This window comes from Pseudomonas sp. efr-133-TYG-23, from assembly GCF_030209215.1.
GTDB lineage: Bacteria > Pseudomonadota > Gammaproteobacteria > Pseudomonadales > Pseudomonadaceae > Aquipseudomonas > Aquipseudomonas rhodesiae.
Genome location: NZ_JARVSL010000015.1, coordinates 204,062 through 227,814 on the forward strand (window position 1 = coordinate 204,062; position 23,753 = coordinate 227,814).

Below are 23,753 nucleotides of genomic sequence, written 5' to 3' on the forward strand. Positions count from 1 at the left end.
CAAGTCGTGCCGACAGTCAGGTCAATGTCCGCTGCGGCCCGGTCACCCGGGTTCGCGGCGGCGTACATTAGCAGGGTTTGCCGGTTTAGCGGCTACTGACCTGCTGTTCCAGGAGAATGCGATTGGACAGCGACACCAGCTCGCCGTCATCGGTCAACACGGTCGTCTTGACTGTGCCGATCTCCTCGATTTGCCCTTCGACCTCGCCCACACGCACCTGTTGGCCCACCTGGTACAACTCGCGCACATAAATTCCTGCAAGAATCTGACCGGCAATTTCCCGGCTACCCAAGCCCATGGCCAGCGCAACGGCCAGACCAACGGTAATCAAAACGATCACAATCACATGGTTGAGCAGGTCAGTCTTGACCTCCAACTGGCTGATCGCGACCGAAATACTGATGATGATCACCAGCCCCTGGGCGATCCGCCCCAGACCGGCAGCGTAGTCCAACCCCACGCCTTCGGCGGCTCCGCGCACCAGCCCGTTGGCCAACTGCGCCAGTAAAACACCTACCAACAGCACCAGCGCGCCGCCGAAAACCTTCGGCAAATACAGCGCAAGCATGTCGAGCGTAGCTGAAACTCGCTCAAGGCCAAGGGATTGAGCGGCAGAAACCAGAAAAATCAGCAACACGAACCAGTAGACGATCTTGCCGACCAGTGTGGAGATCGGCACTTGCAACCCGGCGCGCCCCAGCAGCTTGGTCAGGCCGGTGCCTGCCATCAAGCGATCAAGGCCCAGTTTCGCGAGCAATTTGGACAGCAGGGTGTCGAGCAGCTTGGCCACGACAAAACCCAGCAACACTAGGACCAGCGCACCGAACAGGTTGGGAATGAAGTTCGCCACCTTGGTCCACAATGCGGTCATCGCGGTGACCAGGCTCTGGGTCCAGAGATCAAGTTCCATATTCAATCAGCCTTATCAGCAGTGCGAGCAAGAGGTTTACGACGGGAAACCGGTGAAACGTGGGCAGAACCATTGTTCAGCGCCATCATCAAGGCCGGCAGCCAACGACCGAGCAGACCGAACAGATCCCCCGCCCCGACCTGGCGGTTGGCGGTTTTCAACACGCGCCCCAGGCAAGCATCGTCATCGCGGTTGGACGGCGAAGCATTGAGCATGTCACGCAAAGACTGTTCGAACGGATCGTGCATAAAGACCTCTCGCAAGTGATTTAAAAGACGAGGGTAAATTTCATGGGGTCACATGGGACCCTTCCTACGTTCAGCTCATATTCAGCTCAAACCCAGCGCAACCGTCGAAACAGCCACCATTGCCCGAGCGCCACCGCGACCATCAGCAGGCACGCAAGCATGAATCCATAGGGGCTGGCCGAGAACGGAATGCCGCCCACATTGATGCCCAGCAAACCGGTCAGGAAGCTCATCGGCAGGAAGATTCCAGTGATGATTCCGAAGCGGTACATGGTGCGGTTCATGCGTACGCTCAAGCGCCGGTCTTCGGCCTCCAGCACAAGCCCCACGCGCTCCCGGGTCAATTCGAGCTCTTCCAGATAGCGTGTGAGGCTGTTGTTCAATTCGTTCCAGTAATCAGCATCGTCGTCGCAGAACCACGGCAATTTGATCCGCGTGAGCTGAGCAAAAATATCCCGCTGCGGTGCCAGAAATCGCTTGAGCCCGGCTGCTCGCCGGCGGATCTGCAACACGCTGCCATGCTCCGGGGTATACCGTTCGTCGGTATCGAGTTTTTCTTCCTCGGCATCGACGATTTCAGACAAATCCGTGACCAGATCCTGCACTTTATTGGTCAGGTACTGCGCCATATAAAGGATAAGTTCCGACGCGGTGCGCGGCCCCTTGCCATCCGCCAGTTGCAACAGCAACTCATCGGTGGCGCGCAACGGGCGCAGACGCAGGGAAATCACCCGGTTGGCCGCCGCGAAAATGCGCACCGAGACCATGTCTTCCGGTTCGGCGCCGGGATTGAGGTTGACCCCTCGCAGAAACAGCAACAACTGCGAATCCGGCAGCGGCAACAGGCGCGGGCGAGTGTTTTCCTCAAGCAACAGGTCGCAGGCGAATTCACTCAAGCCACTGGATTTGCGCAGCCAGGTCTGCGTCTGGGGATGGCTGCGATCCCAGTGCAGCCACAGGCTTTCCTGGGGCTGCAACTGCAGGTCATCCAGCTCAGTCCGGGCAATCGAACGCGCACCGCCTTTACCGTCCAGCACCAGGGCATGCACCAGCCCCCATTGCGCGTTTTCTTCCTCGAACATCCTCACCCCTGTCGGCTTTTACGATTTATTCAGGCATTTTCAACGGGCTGGGCGACACGATCACGCCATTGTTATCGGCATACACGTATTCACCCGGGCGGAAGGTGACGCCGGCAAACGTGACCGCCACGTTCAGGTCGCCAATGCCGCGCTTGTCGGTTTTCATCGGGTGACTGGCCAGGGCTTGTACGCCCAGGTCGGTCTGGGCGATGACGTCGACATCACGGATGCAACCGTAGATGACCAGCCCTTCCCAACCGTTTTTTGCAGCTTTCTCGGCGATCATGTCGCCCAGCAGCGCGCGGCGCAGGGAACCACCACCGTCGACCACCAGCACCTTGCCGGTGCCCGGCTGCTCGGCCTGTTCCTTGACCAGCGAGTTATCCTCAAAGCACTTGATGGTGACAATCTCGCCGCCAAAGGAGTCTCGGCCGCCAAAATTGCTGAACATCGGCTCGACCACCTGCACCAATTCAGGGTAGGCGTCGCACAGGTCGGGGGTCACGTAATGGTTCATCGAAAAATTCCTTTCTGCCAGAGAAGTGTCTTTCAAAGAAGTACCGGGCGAAACGGGTGGGAAACATCCCATCGGTTCCACTGCAACGCAATAGCCTCTACGCGACTGAATATGACCAGAAGCGTCCGGCGCGTCATATCTTAGCCGCAACCTCGCAGGAGTGAAACGCCCTTGGTAGAGCGCTTGGTCAAACCGCCGCGAGGGCCTGCGCCGGCGCGCCGAGCAATGGTGTAATTGGGTCTTTCAACCACTGCTCCACCAGAGGCCAGACCTCGTCTTGGGCAGCTTTGCTGACCAGCATCTCGACATGCCCGAAATCTTCGGTAAACCCGTGCTTGCGTCCCAGACACACATATTGCCGATGCTCAGTGCCGACTTGTTCGAACAGCTTGCGGCAAGCCCAGTCCGGGTCCTGATGGTCGCCCGCCGCACTTACCGCCAACAACGGCACGTCGACGTCCGCCAAGCCCTTCCACCAGTCACGCTCGGCATCGCCGAAGCGCCCGAACAGCCCGTGCCAGCGCATATTTTCAATCAATACACCCACCGGCTCGTCTTCGGGCCCGCGTTTGAAACGCGCACCGGACACTTCAGCCATTCGCTTGAGAATAAAGCGCCCGCCCCACTCCACCGGTGGAATTTTCAACGGCCAGTAGGTGCGGCTGACCTGACAGCCAAACAACGCGACCGAAGCCACCGCCGGCGCCCCCAGATACTGCCCACCCAGGGCCGCCGCCAAGGTCGTACCGCCCAGAGAATGGCCGATCCAGTGCGGGATTTGCGCGCTTTGCTCACGCACGAACGCGCCGATGGCCGGCAAGTCGTAACGCGCATAATCAGCCACTCGGTTACGCGCATACGCTTGATTGCGCTTGGACAGACCATGGCCGCGCATTTCCGCAATCCACACGTCAAAGCCTCTACGAGCCAGATAGGCGCCCAGGCCAATGCCCTTGGGCGAGTACCAGAAGCGTCGATTGGAAAAACTGCCGTGCAACAAAATAACCGGGATGCCCCGGTTTTCAGGGACATCGGCCAGCCCCAAACGGGTCACCGCCAGTTCGACGCTGCCGTCCGGGCTGTTGCCGGGTTTGAGGCGATACACATCTTCACTCAGGTCGCCACGACGCTCAGCGCTGATCAAGGCGACGGGAAACAGGTTGCTGCTGCTTTGCATAATGTTCTTGCACAAAAAAGGGCGGCGTCCACATGGATTCCCGCCCTGTACAGATAAGAATGCCGGTCAACCTCACGGCTGACCGGCACTTTTCACGGATCGACCTCAGGCGGACGCTTGGCCTTCCGCCAGGAAGAACCAGGTTTCCAGCACCGAATCGGGGTTCAGCGAAACGCTTTCGATGCCCTGTTCCATCAGCCATTTGGCCAAGTCAGGGTGGTCCGAAGGGCCCTGGCCGCAAATGCCGATGTACTTACCGGCCTTGTTACAGGCCTGGATGGCATTGGCCAGCAGCTTCTTGACCGCCGGGTTACGCTCGTCGAACAGGTGCGCAATGATCCCGGAGTCACGGTCCAGGCCCAGGGTGAGCTGAGTCAGGTCGTTGGAACCGATGGAGAAACCGTCGAAGAATTCCAGGAACTCTTCAGCCAGGATCGCGTTGGATGGCAGTTCGCACATCATGATCACACGCAGGCCGTTCTCGCCGCGGGTCAGGCCGTTCTCAGCCAGCAGGTCAACCACCTGGCTCGCCTCGCCCAAGGTCCGTACGAATGGCACCATGATCTCGACATTGGTCAGGCCCATCTCGTTACGCACGCGTTTGAGCGCGCGGCACTCAAGCTCAAAGCAGTCGCGGAAGGTTTCGCTGATGTAACGCGAGGCGCCACGGAAGCCCAGCATCGGGTTTTCTTCTTCCGGCTCGTAGAGCTTGCCGCCGATCAGGTTGGCGTATTCGTTGGACTTGAAGTCCGACAGACGCACGATGACCTTTTTCGGGTAGAACGCCGCCGCCAGAGTGCTGATGCCTTCCACCAGTTTCTCGACGTAGAAACCCACTGGGTCGTTGTAACCGGCGATGCGCTTATCGACGCTTTCCTTAATATCCAGCGGCAGGCCATCGTAGTTCAGCAAAGCCTTGGGGTGCACGCCGATCATACGGTTGATGATGAATTCCAGGCGGGCCAGGCCCACGCCGGCGTTCGGCAACTGCGCGAAGTCGAAGGCGCGGTCCGGGTTACCAACGTTCATCATGATCTTGAACGGCAGGTCCGGCATGGCGTCGATGGAATTTTGCTTGATATCGAAGCCCAGTTCGCCTTCGAAGATGAAACCGGTGTCGCCTTCGGCGCAGGACACGGTCACGCCCTGGCCGTCCTTGAGCAACTGCGTGGCATTGCCGCAGCCCACGACCGCAGGAATCCCCAGCTCACGAGCGATGATCGCCGCGTGGCAGGTACGCCCGCCACGGTTGGTGACGATGGCACTGGCGCGCTTCATCACCGGCTCCCAGTCCGGGTCGGTCATGTCGGAGACCAGCACGTCGCCTGGCTGGACTTTGTCCATCTCGGAGACGTCTTTGATGATGCGAACCTTGCCGGCGCCAATGCGCTGGCCGATGGCGCGGCCTTCCACCAATACGGTACCGGTTTCTTTGAGCAGGTAGCGCTCCATGACATTGGCCGAAGTGCGGCTCTTCACGGTTTCCGGACGGGCCTGCACGATATACAGCTTGCCGTCGTCACCGTCCTTGGCCCATTCGATGTCCATCGGGCACTGGTAGTGCTTTTCGATGATCATCGCTTGTTTGGCCAACTCGCTGACTTCAGCGTCGGTCAGGCAGAAACGCGCGCGTTCGGCCTTGTCGACTTCAACGGTTTTTACCGAACGACCGGCCTTGGCCTCGTCGCCGTAGATCATCTTGATGGCCTTGCTGCCCAGGTTACGGCGCAGGATGGCCGGGCGCCCCGCTTCGAGGGTGCCCTTGTGTACGTAGAATTCGTCGGGGTTGACCGCGCCCTGTACGACGGTTTCACCCAGGCCGTAGGCGCCGGTGATGAACACCACGTCACGGAAGCCGGATTCGGTATCGAGGGTAAACATCACGCCGGCGGTGCCGGTTTCGGAACGGACCATGCGCTGCACGCCGGCAGACAGGGCAACTAACTTATGGTCGAAGCCCTGGTGCACGCGGTAGGAAATCGCGCGATCGTTGAACAGCGAGGCAAACACTTCCTTGGCCGCGCGGATCACGTTTTCCACGCCGCGGATGTTGAGGAAGGTTTCCTGCTGGCCGGCGAAAGAAGCGTCGGGCAAGTCTTCGGCGGTAGCTGACGAGCGCACGGCAACGGCCATATCCGGGTTGCCCGCCGACAAGGTCGCGAACGCGGTGCGGATTTCTTCGTTGAGCTTCTCGGGGAACTCGGCTTCCATGATCCATTGGCGGATCTGGGCACCGGTCTTGGCCAGGGCATTGACGTCGTCGACGTCCAGGGCATCCAGCGCGGCGTGGATCTGAGCATTGAGACCGCTCAGTTCGAGGAAATCGCGGTAAGCCTGGGCCGTGGTGGCGAAACCACCCGGCACCGAGACACCGGCGCCCGCAAGATTACTGATCATCTCGCCGAGGGATGCGTTCTTGCCCCCCACATGCTCTACATCATGGACGCCGAGCTTATCGAGGGAAACTACGTACTCTACCAAGGTGATCTCTCCACTAACTGTGTTGGAAAAGCTCAGGACGCCGGCTGCTCGTAGGAGCATTCGCCAGCGTTTGTGGCCTGGACCTGGAAAATAAGTGAGAATGCGGCCCACTGTGGGACGGCAAAATCGCGCCTATCATATCCAAGATTCGTCATCAGCTTAAGGCCCAGGGCTCAAATGAAACGATCTGCTTTCTTTATTTCCGACGGCACCGGCATTACAGCCGAAACACTGGGTCAAAGCCTGCTCGCGCAGTTCGAAAACGTTACCTTCGCCAAATTCACGCGGCCTTACATCGACACCGTGGAAAAAGCGCGGGCCATGGTACAACAAATCAATCTGGCGGCTGAAAAAGACGGTTTTCGGCCGATCATTTTCGACACCATCGTCAATCAAGACATTCGTGAGATTCTCGCAACCTCGAATGGTTTCATGATCGACATTTTCTCCACGTTCCTGGCGCCACTGGAACAGGAGTTGAGCGAACATTCCTCCTATTCGGTCGGAAAGTCCCATTCCATTGGGCATAACTCCAACTATATGGAGCGTATCGAGGCGGTAAACTTTGCCCTCGACAACGATGATGGCGCCCGCACCCACTACTACGACAAGGCCGATCTGATCCTGGTGGGCGTGTCGCGCTGCGGCAAAACGCCCACCTGCTTGTACATGGCCATGCAATTCGGTATCCGCGCGGCTAATTACCCGCTGACCGAAGACGACATGGAGCATCTGACCCTGCCGGCCGCTCTGCGCGCCCATTCGCACAAATTGTTCGGCCTGACCATCGACCCGGACCGCCTCACCGCCATCCGCAACGAACGCAAGCCCAACAGCCGCTATTCGAGCTACGCCCAGTGCGAGTTTGAAGTGCGCGAGGTGGAGAATCTGTTCCGCCGCGAGAATATTGCGCACATCAATTCCACGCATTTTTCGGTGGAAGAGATTTCCGCGAAGATTCTGGTGGAGAAGGGCGTAGAGCGTAGGTTTAAGTGAGGCAGCTGCAAGTTGAAGCCGCAGGCCACGGCCACTCAGCTCTAAGCTTGCAGCTTGCCGCTATCCCAACTACAGCTGAAACCGCCCCCCTCCCTGCCCTAACGCCGTGGCCAACGCATCGAACCCCGCGCGCAACAACTGATCGTCCCCCGAAGTGTTGCAGATACTCGCCCGGATAAACTGCGGCACGGCGGTCTGCCCCACGGCGAAGGCTTCGGCAGTGGCGATCAGGTAATTATTCTGCTTGAGTTCCGCCTCGATTTCCGACGCACGCCACGGCTCAGGGACTTCAATCCAGAAGTGCGGACTGTTGAGATGGGTGCGGTACTCCAGCCCCTCCAGAAGGCCGCGCACCAGGGCTTTGCGCCGGCTGATCTCATTGATCTGCTGGCTGAGCAGGTATTGCGCCGTGCCGTTTTCAATCCACTGCGTGGCCAGCTCCAGGGTAACCGGCGTGGCCATCCAGCACGTCGAACGCAACGCTGCCGAGATACGGCTGACCAATGCCGGCGGTGCATGCACATAGCCCACCCGCAGGCCTGCGGATACGGCCTTGCTCAGGCTACTGATCAAAATCGTACGCTCAGGTGCGAAAAAACTCAGCGGCGGTGGCCGATCTTCCACCAGCACACCATGGGCTTCGTCCTCCAGAATCAGCAGGTTGTGTTCGCGGCACACCTTGACCAGTGCTTCGCGACGCGCCACCGATAACACTGCGGTGGTCGGGTTCTGAATCGTCGGTGTGCAGTACAACGCCGAAATCCGGTGATTACGACAGACTTCATCCAGCGCACTGGGCAGTACCCCTTCGTCGTCCATTTCCAGGCCGATCAAGCGGACGCCGAGCATACGCGCGGCAGTGATCAGTCCAGGGTAAGTCAGTTGTTCGGTGACCACGGTGTCGCCCGCGCGCAACAGCGCCATCATTGCGCAGAGCAAGCCATGCTGGCCGCCATTGACGCAGATAACCTGTTCGGGAATCGGATGGAAATCGCTCTGCACCAGCCACTGCGCGCCCGCGTCGCGGTAGCGCGGCAGACCGGCATCCGGGGTGTAGGCACTGATGTCCTGCAAGAACTTGGCGTTGGTCGACAGGGTCTGGAAGCTCTGGGCCAGGAACGTGGTTTCCTGCCCCGGGATATGCATATTGCGGCTCATGTCGAAGTACTGGCGCGGTTCCTCACTGAAGTTGCGAAACCCTTCATCGCGCTGGCGCTCCATCCCACGCTTGCGCACGAAAGTGCCGTCACCTACCCGAGCCACCACCAACCCAAGGCGCTCCAGTTCACCGTAAGCCCGGCTGATGGTGCCGATAGTCACCCCCAGGTTATCGGACAGCACCCGATGGGGCGGCAGTTTTCGCCCCGGTTCAATCAAGCCTTCAAGGATGCCTCGCTCCATCACATCGGACAGGCGCTTGTACTTCACGCCCTGCCCGCTGGACAGCCCCTCACGCATAATTGACACCATGTCAATATTTGTTTTGACAGCCATCTTTCGCCCTAATAGTGTGCTTTTACGGGTTCAATCGCCGAATTTAACCAGTCATTACAAGTTCAATATAGAGTTCAATTTCGGCTCAGGGAAGCAATAAACGATGCCAATGTCCGCCGTCCTCGAAAACACCGCCAAAACCAAAACCCAGAAACAGTGGGTGGCCGGGCTGGTAACCAGCGTCATGTTTCTGATCGTGTGCCTGAGCTGGGGCACCACCTGGCTTGGGATCAAGATCGCCGTGGAGAGCGTGCCGCCACTGACCTCGGCGGGCCTGCGTTTTCTGATCGCCTTTCCGTTGTTCCTATGCTTTGCCATGGCCCGTCGCGAGCCGATTCTGTTTCCCCGCGAGAGCCGCTGGTTCTTTGTGTTCGTGACCCTGTCCTACTTCAGCGTGCCCTACTACCTGCTCAACTACGGCGAGATGCATGTGTCGTCCGGCCTCACCGCCCTGCTGTTCAGCTGCATGCCGGTGTTCATCCTGATTTTCTCGGCGCTGTTCCTGCGCGAGCGCATCTATTTTTCCCAGGTGGTCGGCATCGGCATCGGCTTCGGCAGCCTCTACATGATCATCCGCAGCCAGGGCCTGCACCTGGACCACGCCGAGTTCTTCGGGGTGTTGGCGATTCTGACCGCCGCGATCATGCATGCCTTGTGCTATGTCATTACCAAGCAAAAAGGCAGCGCCATCAGCGTGATCACCTACAACACCCTGCCCATCGGGATTGCCGGGATGATGCTGTTTATCGCCGGCCTGTTGTTTGAAACGCCGACGTTCGATGCCATCACCCTGCGCTCATGGAGCGCGCTGGTTTACCTCGGGCTGGTGGCCTCGGTGGGCGGGTTCATCGTGTATTTCATGCTGCTCAAGCGCTTGAGCCCGATCATCCTGTCGTTTGTGTTCATCATTTTTCCGGTGTTCGCAGTGATCATCGGCGCCTGGTACGAAGGCGTGCCGATTTCCCGCGACCTGATGCTGTACTCGGCCATCCTGCTGGCCGGTTTTGCAATCACCAAACTGCCGATCGAAAAATTCCTGGCCAAGAAAAATTGACCTGCCCGACCCATCACCTTCAACCACGCGAGAGAAACATGGACGTGCTCCGCCCCGACGCCCTGGAACAGATCTACACCCACGCCAGCCGCACCTATCCAGAGGAATGCTGTGGCTTCGTCTTCGCCGACGGCAGTGTGTACCAGGGCAGCAATATCCAGAATGAGCTGCACCGCAAGAACCCCGAGATGTACCCGCGCAGCGCGGCCAATGGCTACACCTTCTCGGTAGCCGACACCCTGCTGATGAACAAGGCGTTTCGCAGCGACAACCCGGTGGTAGTGATCTACCACTCACACCCGGATGTCGGCGCCTATTTCAGCGACGAAGACCAGGACAAGGCGCTGTTCATGGGCGAACCGATCTACCCGGTCAGCTACCTGGTGGTCGATGTTCGCCAGGGCCAGGCCCTGGGTTCCAAGCTGTTTGCCTGGGATGGCAAGCAGTTCGCCCTTAACCCTTTCAACGACCTGCACACGGAGTTGTCCATGAACGCTGTCTCTTTCCCCGACATTCTGGTCCGCGTGGCCAAGCTGCCGGAATCGACCCTTGAGGGCACCGGATCGACATTGCGCGAAGTCATTGAAAACCTCTGCAGCAGCCACCCGCAACTGCGTCCGCATCTGTTCCACGAAAAGAACAACCAGCTCAAGGAACACTTCCTGTTTACCGCCGAGCAAGAGTTGATCAGCGCCGACGACCCGCTGCCGGAAAAAGCCAGCATCGAAGTGCTGCTCGCTACATCGGGCGGGATGGACGTCGACACCTTGAGCAACGAAGAAGTGCAGCGCTACGTGCGCCATATCACGCTGCCCGGCGTGGGTCGCGAAGGTCAGTTGAACCTCAAGAAAGCCAAGGTGCTGATCATCGGCACCGGCGGCCTCGGCTCGCCCATCAGCCTGTACCTCGCGGCGGCCGGCGTCGGCACCCTGGGGCTGGTGGACTTCGACGTGGTGGAAAGCAGCAACCTGCAACGCCAGATCGTCCACGGCAACAGCACTCTCGGCCTGCCCAAGGTCGAATCAGCCAAACAGCGCTTGTTGGACCTCAATCGGCATATCCGGATCAATGCCCACGACACCGCCCTGAATGCCGACAACGCCCTGGACCTGGTGGGCGCCTATGACCTGGTGATCGACGGCACCGATAACTTCGACACCCGCTACCTGGTCAACGATGCCTGCGTACAGTTGGGCAAGCCCTTGGTATACGGCGCGATCTACCGTTTCGACGGGCAGATCAGCGTGCTCAACTACCAGGGCGGGCCGTGCTACCGCTGCCTGTTCCCCAGCCCACCGCCCGCCGAACTGGCGCCCAATTGCAGCGCCGGTGGCGTGATCGGCGTGCTGCCGGGGGTAGTCGGAATGATCCAGGCCACCGAGGCCATCAAGCTGTTGATTGGCATTGGTGAACCGTTGTCCGGCCGGTTGATGCGCTTCGACGCCCTGGCGATGAAATTCAGCGAGATCCGCTTCAAGCGCCGCGCCGACTGCCCGTGCTGTTCGGAACTGCGCCACAGCCAAGCCGTGGCGCCGGCCGTGTGCGCCGATGCCATGCTGCGCGCGCCTTCACTGGCCGAGGAACGCTACATCAAGCCCCAAGGGCTCAAACAGGTCATCGAACACCCCAGCAGCGCCGACGTACTGTTGGATGTACGCGACGCCAGTGAACTGGAGGTATGCAAGTTGCCGGGGGTGGTGCATATCCCCCTGGCGGAGCTGGATGGGCAGCTGGATCGCCTCAACCGCGACAACACCCATTACCTGATCTGCTATGCCGGCACCCGCGCCGAGCAGGCCGCCAGCACGTTGCTGGCGGCGGGCTTTGCCAACACCAAAGTCCTGCAAGGCGGCATGAAGCACTGGGTTCGCGACGTCGAACCCGACATGCCTTTGTACTGACCACCGGCCATGGGCTCCTACCTCATGCTGCATAACTCTATTCTCGACGCCATCGGCCAGACGCCCATCGTGCGCCTGGCGCAATTTTCCGAAGACCTCGGCATCGAGGTCTACGCCAAGCTGGAATCGCTCAACCCCGGCGGAAGCCACAAGGCGCGCATCGCCCTGGGCATGATCCTCGACGCCGAGCGCCGAGGCGTGCTGATCCGGGACTCCGGGCAAACCATCATCGAGCCCAGCGGCGGCAACACCGGCATCGGCCTGGTCATGGCCGGCAACGTGCTCGGCTATAAAGTGGTGCTGGTGATTCCCGACAATTACAGCCCGGAAAAACAAAAATTGCTGCGCCTGTACGGAGCCAAGGTGGTGCTGTCGGACAGCCGCCTCGGGAACAATTCCCATGGCGAAAAGTGCATGGAATTACAGCTGGAGAACCCCAGCTACGTGATGCTCAACCAGCAGCGCAACGGCGCCAACCCGCAAACCCACCGCGACACCACCGCACGGGAAATCATCCGCGCCTTCGGCGACCGCCATGTGGACTACTTCGTCAGCGGCATCGGCACCGGCGGGCATATCACCGGTATCGGCGAAACCCTGAAGACCGCCTGGCCCGCCATCCGTGTAATGGGCGTGGAGCCGGAAGAATGCGACCTGCTGAAAAACCAGCACGCACCGCACCATATCCAGGGCCTGTCGATCGGGCTGATCCCCAGCATCCTCAACGTGGATGTGATCGACGGCATGCTCAAGGTGTCGCACCAGGACTGCAATGACATGATGAAACGCATCATGCGCACCGATGCCATCAGCCTGGGCCTGTCATCCGCCGCCAATATGGTGGCCATCGCCAGGCTCGCTCCCGAATTACCGCCCGAAACGGTGGTGCTGACCATGGTCTACGACAATGCCGACAGCTACCTGCCCAGTTTCGACTAACCGGTTTTCCAACCCTCCAGAATGCGGGGATGCCTCCATGGGCGGCTTTATCGACATGCAACACCTGCACGATGAGTTGCTCACCCATCTCATCAAGACCCTGACGCCCGCGCAGATGAAGCATTTGGAGCCGCATCTGGCGCCGCTGATCCAGAACGCCGCCCAAGCGATTGCCGAGGATTTGATCGCCTATGCCTATCGCGACCCGGCATCCCGTGGAAGGGGCGAGTTGATTCTGGAGTCCTATGCGTCGTTCAAAGCGGTGCTGTACTACCGCCTGGCCCATCTGGTGTGGAATTTTCCCGACACCCCCAACGGCATGTTCTCGCGCATCGCCCTCAAACTGAGCAACCAGGGCAAGGTGCTCTCAGGCGCCGAAATTCACCCGGCGGCCCGTATCGGCCGGCGTTTTGTGCTGGACCACGGCTACGGCACGGTGATTGGCGAAACCTGCGAGATCGGCAACGACTGCTACATTCTCTGCGGCGTGACCCTGGGTGCCCGAGGCATTGCCAACAACCCCGACGGCAAGCGCCATCCGCGCCTGGGCAACAATGTCGAGGTTGGCTCCGGGGCCCGCGTGCTCGGCTATGTGCTGATCGGTGACAACGTGTTTATCAGCCCGTCCTGTGTGATTACCCAGGACGTGCCGGCCGGCACCAAGGTCAAGGTGGTCAACCAGATCCAGCTGCAAAAGCACGATGAGTCGGACAACAGCAAGTACCTCGGTGCGTTCGCCTTGGACGAGCGCCTGCATGTGGTCGGCGAGATCAATACGAGCCACAAGGTCACCGTGCTCGATGCCGATTTCCACCCGCTGCCGGGATTGATGCTGGAGCCCACCGTCAAGGAGCGCCATCACCTGCAGTTTCGTCTGCACCGCGTAGAACCCGCCAGCCACCTGCCGCGCCTGCCGCTGAACCTCAAGGTTTGCGGGCCGGAATTCGAGATCACCCTGCTCTCCCCCCCTGGCTTGAGTGCAATGGTGCGTCATCTATTGCAAGCCAGCCCACTGATCGTCGGAGGATGAACATGTCCGTGCATACCATGGAAACCCTGGCGCTGTTCGACAGCGCGCCCTATCAGAACGCTTTCAGCGCCCGGGTGATTGCGGTCAGCGAACAAGGAATCGCGCTGGAGCACACCTTGTTCTACCCCACCGGTGGCGGCCAACCGGGTGACACCGGGCACTTCACCTTGCCGGACGGCACCCGGGTGGAGGTGATCGGCACCGTGCGCGACCCGGCCTTGCGTTCGATTATCTGGCACCAGGTCGAGCAGCGGCCCGAACAGTTGACCGCCGGCGTGCAGGTGGATGCCGGCCTGGACTGGGAGCGGCGCTACCAGCACATGAAGATGCACACTTGCTTGCACCTGCTGTGCTCGCTTATCGACGCGCCAGTGACCGGATGCAGCATCAGCGCCGACAAAGGCCGCCTGGATTTCGACCTGCCGGAAATGACCCTCGACAAAGACACCCTCACCCGCGACCTCAATGCCCTGATCGAACAGGCGCACCCGGTCAACACCCTGTCGATGCCCGCCTCGGAATACAGCACTTTATTGCAGATCACCCGTACCCAGGCCGTCGCACCGCCGGTGATGCAGGGCTCGGTGCGGGTTATTGAAATTGCCGGTATCGATATCCAGCCTTGCGGCGGCACCCATGTGCTCAACACCGAGGAAATCGGGCGGGTGTTCTGCGAGAAGATCGAGAAGAAGAGCAAGCACAACCGTCGCGTGATCCTACGGTTCGAGTAAGTGGGGTTGCACATGAGGGAGGGCGTTTGCCTCTCCCACATTGTTTTGCGGCGTTTATCAGATCACGAATAGGTCCACGAAACGATTGACCGGCGTGGCCTCAAGCTTCGCCTGGTCTTTGCACAATGCAAAAATCTCAGCACTGCGCTGCGCGGTAAACCGCGTGGCCAGGTTGGCTTTGAACTTGTCTTCCAGCAAAGGAATTCCGTCTACGCGGCGACGGCGATGGCCGATGGGGTATTCGACTGCCACCTGTTCGGTACAGCTGCCGTCGGTGAAGAACACCTGCACCGCATTGGCAATCGAACGCTTGTCGGCCTCCAGGTATTCGCGGCTGTAGCGCGGGTCTTCGACGATGACCATCTTGTCGCGCAGCTCGTCGATGATCGGGTGCGCAGCGTGGAACGCATCTTCGTAGTGCTCGGCCACCAGGTTGCCAAACGCCAGGGGCACGGCGGTCATGTATTGCAGGCAGTGATCGCGGTCGGCGGCATTGGCCAGTGGGCCGACCTTGGAAATGATGCGAATCGCCGACTCGTGAGTGGTGATCACGATGCGTTCGATCTCGTGCAGACGGTTCTTGACCTGCGGATGTAACGTCACCGCCGCTTCGCAAGCGGTCTGCGCGTGAAACTCGGCGGGGAAGCTGATCTTGAACAGCACGTTTTCCATCACGTAAGTGCCATAAGGCTGATTCAGGCTGAACGCCCGCTTGTCTTCGGGCTTGAGGGCCAGGTCCTGGTTGGTGTGGCTGAACAACACGTCATAGAAGCCCCATTGCGGCGCGCTCAACACCCCGGGAATGCCCATTTCACCGCGCAGCGCGATGTCTGCCAGGCGCACGCCGCGGCTGGAAGCATCCCCCGCCGCCCAGGATTTGCGCGAACCGGCATTCGGCGCATGGCGATAAGTGCGCAGTGCCTGCCCATCGACAAACCCATGGGACAGCGCCGACAGCAACTGCTCGCGATTGGCGCCCATCAGCTTTGCGCTGACGGCGGTAGAGGCGACTTTCACCAGCAGCACATGGTCGAGGCCGACACGGTTGAACGAATTTTCCAGGGCAATTACGCCCTGGATTTCATGGGCCATGATCATCGCTTCCAGCACCGCACGCACGGTCAGCGGCGCATCGCCATTGGCCACGCGCTTTTGCGACAGGTGATCGGCCACGGCGAGGATGGCGCCCAGGTTATCCGAGGGGTGGCCCCATTCGGCGGCCAGCCAGGTGTCGTTGTAGTCGAGCCAGCGCACGCTGCAGCCAATGTCCCAGGCCGCCTTGACCGGGTCCAGCCGATAGGCAGTACCCGGCACTCGCGCGCCGAACGGCACCATCGTACCTTCCACCATCGGCCCCAGATGCTTGGTGCATTCCGGGAAACGCAAGGCCAGCAGGCCGCAGCCGAGGGTGTCCATCAGGCAGTGGCGTGCGGTGTCCAGGGCGGTTTGCGACTCGATGCGGTAGGTGAGGACGTAATCGGCGATGTCCTGCAAGACCTGGTCATAGTCAGGACGATTATTCTGGTCGACATTGGCGCTCATGGCAGTTCTCCACAGTTGGTTGGGGGGTGCTCCGTCCTCAGGGTCAGGGTTGATCGCTTCGCAGGTCTGAGTGCCTGCTTATGGCTGTGGGAGGGGCTTGCCGCCTCCCACAGAGGATGGGTGTCGGGCTTAGAAAGAGTCACCGGGGATGCGTACGAAACCTTCCATCAACACCCGCGCACTGCGGCTCATGATGGCTTTCTTCACCACCCATTCACCGTTTACTTGAGTGGCCTCGGCGCCGACGCGCAAGGTGCCGGACGGATGCCCGAAACGCACGGCGTTGCGCTCGACACCCCCGGCCGCCAGGTTGACCAGCGTCCCGGAGATTGCCGCCGCGGTGCCGATCGCCACCGCCGCGGTGCCCATCATGGCGTGGTGCAACTTGCCCATGGACAGGGCGCGCACCAGCAGGTCGACATCGCCGGCCTTGATTGCCTTGCCGCTGGACGCCACGTAATCGGCGGGCTTGGCCACAAACGCGACCTTCGGCGTGTGCTGACGCTGGGCGGCTTCGTCCAGATGCTTGATCAAGCCCATGCGCAAGGCGCCATGGGCGCGCACGGTCTCGAACATCGCCAGGGCCTTGGGGTCGCTGTTGATCGCGCCTTGCAGTTCGGTGCCGGTGTAGCCGAGGTCTTCGGCGTTGATAAAAATCGTCGGGATGCCGGCGTTGATCAGCGTGGCTTTGAACGTGCCCACACCCGGCACTTCCAGCTCGTCCACCAGGTTGCCGGTGGGGAACATCGAGCCACCGCCGCCCTCTTCTTCCGCCGCCGGGTCCATGAATTCCAACTGCACTTCGGCGGCCGGGAAGGTCACGCCGTCCAACTCGAAGTCGCCGGTTTCCTGGACCGCGCCGTCGGTGATCGGCACATGGGCAATGATGGTTTTGCCGATATTGGCCTGCCAGATGCGCACCACGGCCACGCCATCTCGCGGCACGCGGGCCGGGTCCACCAGGCCGGCGCTGATGGCGAACGAGCCCACCGCCGCCGACAGATTGCCGCAGTTACCGCTCCAGTCCACAAAGGGCTTGTCGATGGAGACCTGGCCGAACAGATAGTCCACGTCGTGCTCGGGGCGAGTGCTTTTGGCCAGGATCACGGTTTTGCTGGTGCTCGACGTGGCGCCGCCCATGCCGTCGATCTGTTTGTCATAGGGGTCGGGGCTGCCGATCACCCGCAGCAACAAGGCGTCGCGTGCGGCCCCCGGCACCTGCGCCGACGCGGGCAGGTCCTGGAGGCTGAAAAAAACGCCCTTGCTGGTGCCGCCACGCATATAGGTGGCGGGGATTTTGATTTGCGGTGCGTGTGCCATGTTCATCCTCTTCAGGCGGTGGCCGCCGATTCCAGGAAGTCCTGGGCAAAACGCTGCAACACGCCGCCCGCCTCGTAGATCGACACTTCTTCGGCGGTGTCCAGGCGGCAGGTCACCGGCACTTCGACACGTTCGCCATTCTTGCGATTGATCACCAGGGTCAATTGCGCGCGCGGGGTGCGGGCGCCGACCACGTCATAGGTTTCGCTGCCGTCGATCTGCAAGGTATGGCGGTTGGTGCCCGGCAGGAACTCCAGCGGCAACACGCCCATGCCCACCAGGTTGGTGCGGTGAATACGCTCGAAGCCTTCGGCGGCAATCGCTTCCACACCGGCCAGACGCACGCCCTTGGCCGCCCAGTCTCGCGACGAGCCCTGACCGTAATCGGCGCCGGCGATGATGATCAACGGCTGCTTGCGCTCCATGTAGGTTTCGATGGCTTCCCACATCCGCGTGACCTTGCCTTCCGGTTCGATGCGCGCCAGGGAGCCCTGCTTGACCTTGCCGTTCTCGACGACCATTTCGTTGAACAGTTTCGGGTTGGCGAAGGTGGCGCGCTGCGCGGTCAGGTGGTCGCCACGGTGGGTGGCGTAAGAGTTGAAGTCCACTTCCGGCAGGCCCATTTTCGCCAGGTATTCGCCGGCGGCGCTGTCGAGCATGATCGCGTTGGAAGGCGACAGGTGATCGGTGGTGATGTTGTCCGGCAGCACCGCCAGCGGGCGCATGCCCTTGAGCGGCCGCGCCCCGGCCAGCGCGCCCTCCCAGTACGGCGGACGGCGGATATAGGTACTTTGCGGGCGCCAGTCGTACAGCGGCGCGACTTTCGGGCCGGTGTCCTCGTGCACCGCGAACATCGGGATATACACGGCGCGGAACTGCTCCGGCTTGACCGACGCCTGAACCACTGCGTCGATTTCCTCATCGCTTGGCCAGATGTCCTGCAGGCGGATTTCCTTGCCATGGGCGTCGTGGCCGAGCACGTCCTTTTCGATATCGAAACGGATGGTGCCAGCAATCGCGTAGGCCACTACCAACGGCGGCGAGGCGAGAAACGCCTGCTTGGCGTACGGGTGAATACGCCCATCGAAGTTGCGGTTGCCCGACAGCACGGCGGTGGCGTACAGGTCGCGGTCGATGATTTCCTGCTGGATCACCGGGTCCAGCGCGCCGGACATGCCATTGCAGGTAGTGCAGGCAAACGCCACCACGCCAAAACCGAGTTTTTCCAGTTCATGGCCCAGGCCGGCTTCTTCCAGGTACATGGCCACGGTTTTCGAACCCGGTGCCAGGGACGATTTGACCCACGGCTTGCGTGTCAGCCCCAGTTTGTTGGCATTGCGCGCCAGCAAGCCGGCGGCGATCACGTTGCGCGGGTTGCTGGTGTTGGTGCAGCTGGTGATGGCGGCAATGATCACGGCACCGTCGGGCATTTGACCGGGCACTTCGTCCCATTGGCCGCTGATGCCTTTGGAGGCCAGGTCGCGGGTGGCGACGCGAGCGTGGGGGTTGCTCGGGCCGGCCATATTGCGCACGACGCTGGAGAGGTCGAAGGTCAGGCCGCGCTCGTATTGGGCGCCCTTGAGATCGTCGGCCCACAACCCTGTGTGACGCGCGTACTGCTCGACCAGCGCGACCTGTTGGTCTTCACGCCCGGTGAGTTTGAGGTAAGCGATGGTCTGTTGATCGATGTAGAACATCGCCGCGGTGGCGCCGTACTCCGGAGCCATGTTGGAGATGGTCGCGCGGTCGCCGAGGGTCAGTTTGGACGCGCCCTCACCGAAAAATTCCAGCCAGGCGCCAACCACTTTCTGTTGGCGCAGGAACTCAGTCAATGCCAGCACCATATCGGTGGCGGTGATGCCCGGTTGCAGCTTGCCGGTCAGCTCCACGCCCACGCTTTCCGGCAGGCGCATCCATGAGGCGCGGCCGAGCATCACGCTCTCGGCTTCCAGGCCGCCGACGCCGATGGCGATCACACCCAGAGCATCCACATGGGGGGTATGGCTGTCGGTGCCGACGCAGGTATCGGGGAACGCCACCCCGTCGCGCACCTGGATCACCGGAGACATTTTCTCCAGGTTGATCTGGTGCATGATGCCGTTGCCCGGCGGGATCACGTCGACGTTCTTGAAAGCCTTCTTGGTCCACTCGATAAAGTGGAAACGGTCTTCGTTGCGACGGTCTTCGATGGCGCGGTTTTTCTCAAAAGCCTGCGGATCGGCACCGCCCGCTTCGACGGCCAGGGAGTGGTCGACGATCAACTGAGTCGGCACCACCGGATTGACCTGCGCCGGGTCGCCGCCTTGTTGGGCGATGGCATCGCGCAGGCCGGCGAGGTCCACCAGGGCGGTCTGACCGAGGATGTCATGGCACACAACACGTGCCGGGAACCACGGAAAGTCCAGGTCGCGCTTGCGCTCGATCAGTTGGCTCAGGGAGGCGTTGAGGGTGGCGGGGTCGCAGCGACGCACCAGGTTCTCGGCAAGCACACGAGAGGTATAAGGCAGCGTGGCATAGGCGCCGGGACGAATGGCATCGACCGCCGCACGGGCATCGAAGTAATCCAGGCGACTGCCGGGGAGCGGTTTGCGAAATTCAGTGTTCATCGGTCAGGACTCGGTCACGGTGATTGCAAAAGGAAGACCTGCGCCGATCCAAAATTGAAATGCGACTTAAATGTGGAAGGGGCTTGCCCCTCCCACACTGGGTCCGGTTTCTACTTCGAGATCGTCGGTGTTCCCATTCAGCGACGTTCGATTGGCACGAACTTGCGCTGCTCGACGCCGATGTACTCGGCGCTCGGACGGATGATGCGGTTGTTGGCACGTTGTTCGAACACATGGGCGGCCCAGCCGGTCAGGCGCGAGCACACGAAGATCGGCGTGAACAGCTTGGTCGGGATGCCCATGAAGTGGTATGCCGAGGCATGGTAGAAGTCGGCGTTGGGGAACAGTTTCTTCTGCTCCCACATGGTCTTGTCGATGGCTTCGGACACCGGGAACAGCACGGTGTCGCCCACTTCATCGGCGAGTTTCTTCGCCCAGCCCTTGATCACTTCGTTACGCGGGTCGCTGTCTTTGTAGATCGCGTGGCCGAACCCCATGATCTTGTCTTTGCGCGCCAGCATGCCGAGGGTGCCTTCCACCGCTTCTTCGGCCGAGGCGAAACGTTCGATCATCTCCATCGCCGCTTCGTTGGCGCCGCCGTGCAGTGGGCCGCGCAGGGAACCGATGGCGGCGGTGACACAGGAATACAGGTCGGACAGGGTCGAGGCACAGACTCGCGCCGTGAAGGTCGAGGCGTTGAATTCATGCTCGGCGTAGAGGATCAACGACACGTTCATCACTTTGACGTGCAACTCGCTCGGCGTCTTGCCGTGCAGCAGGTGCAGGAAGTGCCCGCCGATGCTCGGCTCGTCGCTCACGCAGTCGATGCGCTGGCCGTCGTGGCTGAAGCGGTACCAGTAGCACATGATCGCTGGGAACGCGGCGAGCAGGCGGTCGGTGACATCGCGCTGGGCGCTGAAGTCTTTTTCCGGCTCGACATTGCCCAGGAACGAGCAACCGGTGCGCATCACATCCATCGGGTGGGCGTCGGCGGGGATGCGTTCGAGCACTTCTTTGAGCGCCTGAGGCAGGTCGCGCAATTTGCTCAGCTTGGCACTGTAGGCTGCCAATTCGGTCTTGCTCGGCAGCTCGCCGTACAGCAACAGGTAGGCGACTTCTTCGAATTGCGCGTCGGCGGCCAATTCACGCACATCGTAGCCGCGATAGGTCAAGCCGGCACCGGCCTGGCCCACGGTGGACAGTGCAGTCTGCCCGGCCACCTGACCACGCAGGCCGGCGCCACTCAATACTTTTGCTTCAGCCATGGTTCTTCTCCAATTTTGTAGTTATCTGGGAGGCGCTGCGCTTATTTTTTGGCGGCGAACAGCGCGTCGAGCTTCTGCTCGAAGGTGTGGTAGTCGATGCGATCGTAAAGCTCCATGCGGGTTTGCATGGTGTCGATCACATTCTGTTGAGTGCCGTCGCGACGGATCGCGGTGTACACGTTTTCGGCGGCCTTGTTCATGGCACGGAAGGCCGAGAGCGGGTACAGCACCAGGGAAACATCCGCAGATTTCAACTGTTCGGTGGTGTACAGCGGGGTCGCGCCGAATTCGGTGATATTGGCCAGGATCGGCGCTTTCACCCGCGCGGCGAACAGTTTGTACATCTCAAGCTCGGTGATTGCTTCCGGGAACACCATATCAGCACCGGCTTCGATGCACGCTGCGGCACGCTCCAGAGCGGACTCCAGGCCCTCGACGGCCAGGGCATCGGTGCGCGCCATGATCACGAAGCTGTCATCGGTGCGCGCATCCACGGCAGCCTTGATGCGGTCGACCATTTCCTGTTGGGACACGATTTCTTTGTTCGGACGATGGCCGCAGCGCTTGGCCCCGACCTGGTCCTCGATATGGATGGCGGCCGCGCCGAACTTGATCATCGACTTGACGGTGCGCGCCACGTTGAACGCCGAGGAGCCGAAACCGGTGTCCACGTCCACCAGCAGCGGCAGGTCGCACACGTCGGTGATGCGGCGCACGTCGGTCAGCACGTCATCCAGGCCGGTGATGCCCAGGTCCGGCACGCCCAGGGAGCCGGCGGCCACCCCGCCGCCCGAGAGGTAGATGGCCTTGAAGCCGGCGCGCTTGGCCAGCAGCGCATGGTTGGCGTTGATCGTGCCGACCACCTGCAAGGGGTGCTCACTGGCCACCGCATCACGGAAACGCTGGCCTGGGGTGCTGTTATTGTTGGAACTCATGACTCACCTCGCTGAGTGGCTGTCTGGGTGGCGCCGTCGGGGAAATGACGGGCGATATTGCGCTTGGAGGCGCCGATATGCCGGCGCATCAATAATTCGGCCAGTTCGCCGTCGCGGTCGGCAATCGCATCCAGAATGCGATGGTGCTCGGCAAACGCCTGGCGTGGACGGTTGGGCGTGGCGGAAAACTGGATGCGGTACATGCGCACCAATTGGTACAGCTCGCCGCAAAGCATCTGGGTCAGGGTGCGGTTACCCGCGCCTTGAATGATGCGGTAATGGAAATCGAAGTCGCCTTCCTGCTGGTAATAGCCGACACCGGCCTGGAACGCCGCATCCCGCTCATGGGTATGCAGCACCTGGCGCAACTCTTCGATCTCGGCGTCGGTCATGCGCTCGGCCGCCAGGCGACAGGCCATGCCTTCCAGGGATTCGCGGATTTCGTACAGCTCGATCAGCTCGGCATGGCTGAGCGAAACCACTCGCGCGCCTACATGGGGCACCCGCACCAGCAGACGCTGGCCTTCCAGGCGATGGATCGCTTCACGCAGCGGGCCGCGGCTGATGCCGTAGGTGCGCGCCAGTTCCGGCTCGGAGATCTTACTGCCGGGGGCGATCTCACCTTTAACGATGGCGGCCTGGATACGCCGAAAGACGTTCTCCGACATTGTTTGGGAGTCGTCCGACGCCACCGTCGGAAGCTCTGCTTGAACCCGCATATTGTCGACACCTTTAAAACCAATGCGGCAAAAACTAGCCAATAGACCGCAGCTAGTCAAAGAATAAATGCACATTGTCGACAATCGTCTAATAACCTCCCTCCGATTTCCCACAACATGGCCGGCTGCCAGCGCTGGCGTCAGAAAAGCATCATGCTAGAATGCCCGCCGCCTTTGCCTGACGTCTTTTGATGAAAGGGCGTACCAGAGATTGCGCAGTCATGCCAGTCGCCATGAATGAACATCGCACTGCACTGCCTCAGGATCTATGACACTCAAGCCCCTCCCCCTATTGTTTTGCCTGCTGGCCATCCCAAGCCTTGGCGCTGCCGCCGAGAAGACTGTGTATGGCCTCAACGAATACGCCCAACTGGCCGGCATCGACCTGGAAGTCGCCGCCAAACTGGACACCGGAGCCAAGACCGCCTCCCTCAGCGCCCGCGATATCAAACGCTTCAAGCGCAACGGTGAGTCTTGGGTGCGCTTCTACCTGGCGATCGACACCGCCCACTCACACCCCATCGAACGTCCCCTGGCCCGGGTCAGCAAAATCAAGCGCCGCGCCGGTGACTACGACCCCGATGAGGACAAGAACTACACCGCCCGCCCGGTGATTGCCCTGGATATCTGCATGGGCACCGCTTTACGCAGCATCGAAGTGAACTTGACTGACCGCAGCGCTTTCCAATATCCGCTGCTGATTGGCTCCGAAGCGCTCAAACGCTTTGATGCGCTGGTCGATCCGAGTCTTAAATATGCAGCAGGCAAACCCGCCTGCGCCGCCGACGCTCATACCGCCGAGTAAA

At 60.8% G+C, this 23,753-nt stretch carries 20 protein-coding genes; 7 read left to right on the forward strand and 13 right to left on the reverse strand.

Annotated elements, in window-relative coordinates:
- Positions 1 to 85: 85 nt before the first annotated feature.
- The 6 genes from QRN41_RS10720 to ppsA all read right to left on the reverse strand — a co-directional run bounded on the left by QRN41_RS10720 (position 86) and on the right by ppsA (position 6,415).
- A complete protein-coding gene (locus QRN41_RS10720) occupies positions 86 to 910 on the reverse strand; it encodes a mechanosensitive ion channel family protein (protein ID WP_034099717.1) in 825 nt (274 codons plus the stop codon).
- Positions 911 to 912: 2 nt separating this feature from the next.
- Positions 913 to 1,158: a hypothetical protein gene (locus tag QRN41_RS10725; protein WP_005790375.1), complete on the reverse strand. Its 246-nt coding sequence runs from the start codon at positions 1,156 to 1,158 to the stop codon at positions 913 to 915.
- Between the two features lie 86 nt (positions 1,159 to 1,244).
- Positions 1,245 to 2,240, reverse strand: a complete 996-nt coding sequence (gene cmaX / locus QRN41_RS10730; RefSeq protein ID WP_167416853.1) for a divalent cation transporter CmaX — start codon at positions 2,238 to 2,240, stop codon at positions 1,245 to 1,247.
- Between the two features lie 25 nt (positions 2,241 to 2,265).
- The gene (rraA, locus tag QRN41_RS10735; protein WP_285421540.1) at positions 2,266 to 2,757 is read right to left on the reverse strand and encodes a ribonuclease E activity regulator RraA; all 492 of its coding nucleotides are present in this window, start codon (positions 2,755 to 2,757) and stop codon (positions 2,266 to 2,268) included.
- A 187-nt stretch (positions 2,758 to 2,944) separates the two neighbouring features.
- The gene (locus QRN41_RS10740) at positions 2,945 to 3,934 is read right to left on the reverse strand and encodes an alpha/beta fold hydrolase (protein WP_285421541.1); all 990 of its coding nucleotides are present in this window, start codon (positions 3,932 to 3,934) and stop codon (positions 2,945 to 2,947) included.
- Between the two features lie 105 nt (positions 3,935 to 4,039).
- Positions 4,040 to 6,415, reverse strand: a complete 2,376-nt coding sequence (gene ppsA, locus QRN41_RS10745) for a phosphoenolpyruvate synthase (protein WP_034099721.1) — start codon at positions 6,413 to 6,415, stop codon at positions 4,040 to 4,042.
- A 177-nt stretch (positions 6,416 to 6,592) separates the two neighbouring features.
- Here ppsA and ppsR point away from each other — a divergent pair, with 177 nt between their 5' ends.
- Positions 6,593 to 7,411 (forward strand): posphoenolpyruvate synthetase regulatory kinase/phosphorylase PpsR, encoded by an 819-nt coding sequence (gene ppsR / locus QRN41_RS10750; protein ID WP_285421542.1) that lies wholly within the window; start codon positions 6,593 to 6,595, stop codon positions 7,409 to 7,411.
- Positions 7,412 to 7,480: 69 nt separating this feature from the next.
- Here the strand turns inward: ppsR and QRN41_RS10755 are convergent, their stop codons facing one another.
- Positions 7,481 to 8,905, reverse strand: a complete 1,425-nt coding sequence (locus QRN41_RS10755) for an aminotransferase-like domain-containing protein (RefSeq protein WP_094065014.1) — start codon at positions 8,903 to 8,905, stop codon at positions 7,481 to 7,483.
- A 160-nt stretch (positions 8,906 to 9,065) separates the two neighbouring features.
- On the opposite strand from QRN41_RS10755, the gene QRN41_RS10760 reads away from it, so the two are divergent.
- The 5 genes from QRN41_RS10760 to QRN41_RS10780 are packed head-to-tail and all read left to right on the forward strand — an operon-like array spanning position 9,066 to position 14,560.
- The gene (locus QRN41_RS10760) at positions 9,066 to 9,959 is read left to right on the forward strand and encodes a DMT family transporter (protein ID WP_162276715.1); all 894 of its coding nucleotides are present in this window, start codon (positions 9,066 to 9,068) and stop codon (positions 9,957 to 9,959) included.
- Between the two features lie 38 nt (positions 9,960 to 9,997).
- On the forward strand, positions 9,998 to 11,860 hold the full coding sequence (gene moeB, locus QRN41_RS10765; RefSeq protein WP_034138960.1) for a molybdopterin-synthase adenylyltransferase MoeB: 1,863 nt from the start codon (positions 9,998 to 10,000) through the stop codon (positions 11,858 to 11,860).
- 24 nt (positions 11,861 to 11,884) lie between these two features.
- Entirely contained in the window at positions 11,885 to 12,799 is a 915-nt protein-coding gene (locus tag QRN41_RS10770) for a PLP-dependent cysteine synthase family protein (protein WP_285421557.1), read from the forward strand.
- Positions 12,800 to 12,836: 37 nt separating this feature from the next.
- Positions 12,837 to 13,829 carry a serine O-acetyltransferase gene (locus QRN41_RS10775; protein WP_034138961.1) on the forward strand — a complete coding sequence of 331 codons (993 nt, stop codon included), beginning with the start codon at positions 12,837 to 12,839 and terminating at the stop codon, positions 13,827 to 13,829.
- Between the two features lie 2 nt (positions 13,830 to 13,831).
- Positions 13,832 to 14,560: an alanyl-tRNA editing protein gene (locus QRN41_RS10780; RefSeq protein ID WP_167416850.1), complete on the forward strand. Its 729-nt coding sequence runs from the start codon at positions 13,832 to 13,834 to the stop codon at positions 14,558 to 14,560.
- Between the two features lie 57 nt (positions 14,561 to 14,617).
- On the opposite strand, the gene prpD is transcribed toward QRN41_RS10780, so the two are convergent.
- The 6 genes from prpD to QRN41_RS10810 all read right to left on the reverse strand — a co-directional run bounded on the left by prpD (position 14,618) and on the right by QRN41_RS10810 (position 22,947).
- Positions 14,618 to 16,102 (reverse strand): 2-methylcitrate dehydratase, encoded by a 1,485-nt coding sequence (gene prpD, locus QRN41_RS10785; RefSeq protein ID WP_285421543.1) that lies wholly within the window; start codon positions 16,100 to 16,102, stop codon positions 14,618 to 14,620.
- 129 nt (positions 16,103 to 16,231) lie between these two features.
- Positions 16,232 to 17,422, reverse strand: a complete 1,191-nt coding sequence (prpF, locus tag QRN41_RS10790) for a 2-methylaconitate cis-trans isomerase PrpF (RefSeq protein ID WP_167416848.1) — start codon at positions 17,420 to 17,422, stop codon at positions 16,232 to 16,234.
- Between the two features lie 11 nt (positions 17,423 to 17,433).
- Complete coding sequence (gene acnD, locus QRN41_RS10795; protein ID WP_034099730.1) at positions 17,434 to 20,028, reverse strand: Fe/S-dependent 2-methylisocitrate dehydratase AcnD; 2,595 nt, start codon at positions 20,026 to 20,028, stop codon at positions 17,434 to 17,436.
- 137 nt (positions 20,029 to 20,165) lie between these two features.
- Positions 20,166 to 21,293, reverse strand: coding sequence for a bifunctional 2-methylcitrate synthase/citrate synthase (gene prpC / locus QRN41_RS10800; RefSeq protein WP_285421544.1), 1,128 nt, complete (start codon positions 21,291 to 21,293; stop codon positions 20,166 to 20,168).
- Positions 21,294 to 21,334: 41 nt separating this feature from the next.
- Entirely contained in the window at positions 21,335 to 22,228 is an 894-nt protein-coding gene (gene prpB, locus QRN41_RS10805) for a methylisocitrate lyase (RefSeq protein ID WP_034099732.1), read from the reverse strand.
- Positions 22,225 to 22,947, reverse strand: coding sequence for a GntR family transcriptional regulator (locus QRN41_RS10810; RefSeq protein WP_034099733.1), 723 nt, complete (start codon positions 22,945 to 22,947; stop codon positions 22,225 to 22,227). The genes prpB and QRN41_RS10810 overlap by 4 nt, the downstream gene beginning before the upstream one ends.
- 268 nt (positions 22,948 to 23,215) lie before the next feature.
- Between QRN41_RS10810 and rloA the strand changes: the two genes are divergently transcribed.
- Complete coding sequence (gene rloA, locus QRN41_RS10815; RefSeq protein WP_034099734.1) at positions 23,216 to 23,752, forward strand: retropepsin-like aspartic peptidase RloA; 537 nt, start codon at positions 23,216 to 23,218, stop codon at positions 23,750 to 23,752.
- The last annotated feature ends 1 nt before the right edge of the window (position 23,753 follow it).

What these genes read in the sequence shown, in the direction of transcription:
- QRN41_RS10720 (WP_034099717.1), bottom strand. Translation starts at nt 910, where the DNA reads ATGGAACTTGATCTCTGGACCCAGAGCCTGGTCACCGCGATGACCGCA.
- QRN41_RS10725 (WP_005790375.1), bottom strand. Translation starts at nt 1,158, where the DNA reads ATGCACGATCCGTTCGAACAGTCTTTGCGTGACATGCTCAATGCTTCG.
- cmaX (WP_167416853.1), bottom strand. Translation starts at nt 2,240, where the DNA reads ATGTTCGAGGAAGAAAACGCGCAATGGGGGCTGGTGCATGCCCTGGTG.
- rraA (WP_285421540.1), bottom strand. Translation starts at nt 2,757, where the DNA reads ATGAACCATTACGTGACCCCCGACCTGTGCGACGCCTACCCTGAATTG.
- QRN41_RS10740 (WP_285421541.1), bottom strand. Translation starts at nt 3,934, where the DNA reads ATGCAAAGCAGCAGCAACCTGTTTCCCGTCGCCTTGATCAGCGCTGAG.
- ppsR (WP_285421542.1), top strand. Translation starts at nt 6,593, where the DNA reads ATGAAACGATCTGCTTTCTTTATTTCCGACGGCACCGGCATTACAGCC.
- QRN41_RS10755 (WP_094065014.1), bottom strand. Translation starts at nt 8,905, where the DNA reads ATGGCTGTCAAAACAAATATTGACATGGTGTCAATTATGCGTGAGGGG.
- moeB (WP_034138960.1), top strand. Translation starts at nt 9,998, where the DNA reads ATGGACGTGCTCCGCCCCGACGCCCTGGAACAGATCTACACCCACGCC.
- QRN41_RS10770 (WP_285421557.1), top strand. Translation starts at nt 11,885, where the DNA reads ATGCTGCATAACTCTATTCTCGACGCCATCGGCCAGACGCCCATCGTG.
- QRN41_RS10775 (WP_034138961.1), top strand. Translation starts at nt 12,837, where the DNA reads ATGGGCGGCTTTATCGACATGCAACACCTGCACGATGAGTTGCTCACC.
- QRN41_RS10780 (WP_167416850.1), top strand. Translation starts at nt 13,832, where the DNA reads ATGTCCGTGCATACCATGGAAACCCTGGCGCTGTTCGACAGCGCGCCC.
- prpD (WP_285421543.1), bottom strand. Translation starts at nt 16,102, where the DNA reads ATGAGCGCCAATGTCGACCAGAATAATCGTCCTGACTATGACCAGGTC.
- prpF (WP_167416848.1), bottom strand. Translation starts at nt 17,422, where the DNA reads ATGGCACACGCACCGCAAATCAAAATCCCCGCCACCTATATGCGTGGC.
- acnD (WP_034099730.1), bottom strand. Translation starts at nt 20,028, where the DNA reads ATGAACACTGAATTTCGCAAACCGCTCCCCGGCAGTCGCCTGGATTAC.
- prpC (WP_285421544.1), bottom strand. Translation starts at nt 21,293, where the DNA reads ATGGCTGAAGCAAAAGTATTGAGTGGCGCCGGCCTGCGTGGTCAGGTG.
- prpB (WP_034099732.1), bottom strand. Translation starts at nt 22,228, where the DNA reads ATGAGTTCCAACAATAACAGCACCCCAGGCCAGCGTTTCCGTGATGCG.
- QRN41_RS10810 (WP_034099733.1), bottom strand. Translation starts at nt 22,947, where the DNA reads ATGCGGGTTCAAGCAGAGCTTCCGACGGTGGCGTCGGACGACTCCCAA.
- rloA (WP_034099734.1), top strand. Translation starts at nt 23,216, where the DNA reads ATGACACTCAAGCCCCTCCCCCTATTGTTTTGCCTGCTGGCCATCCCA.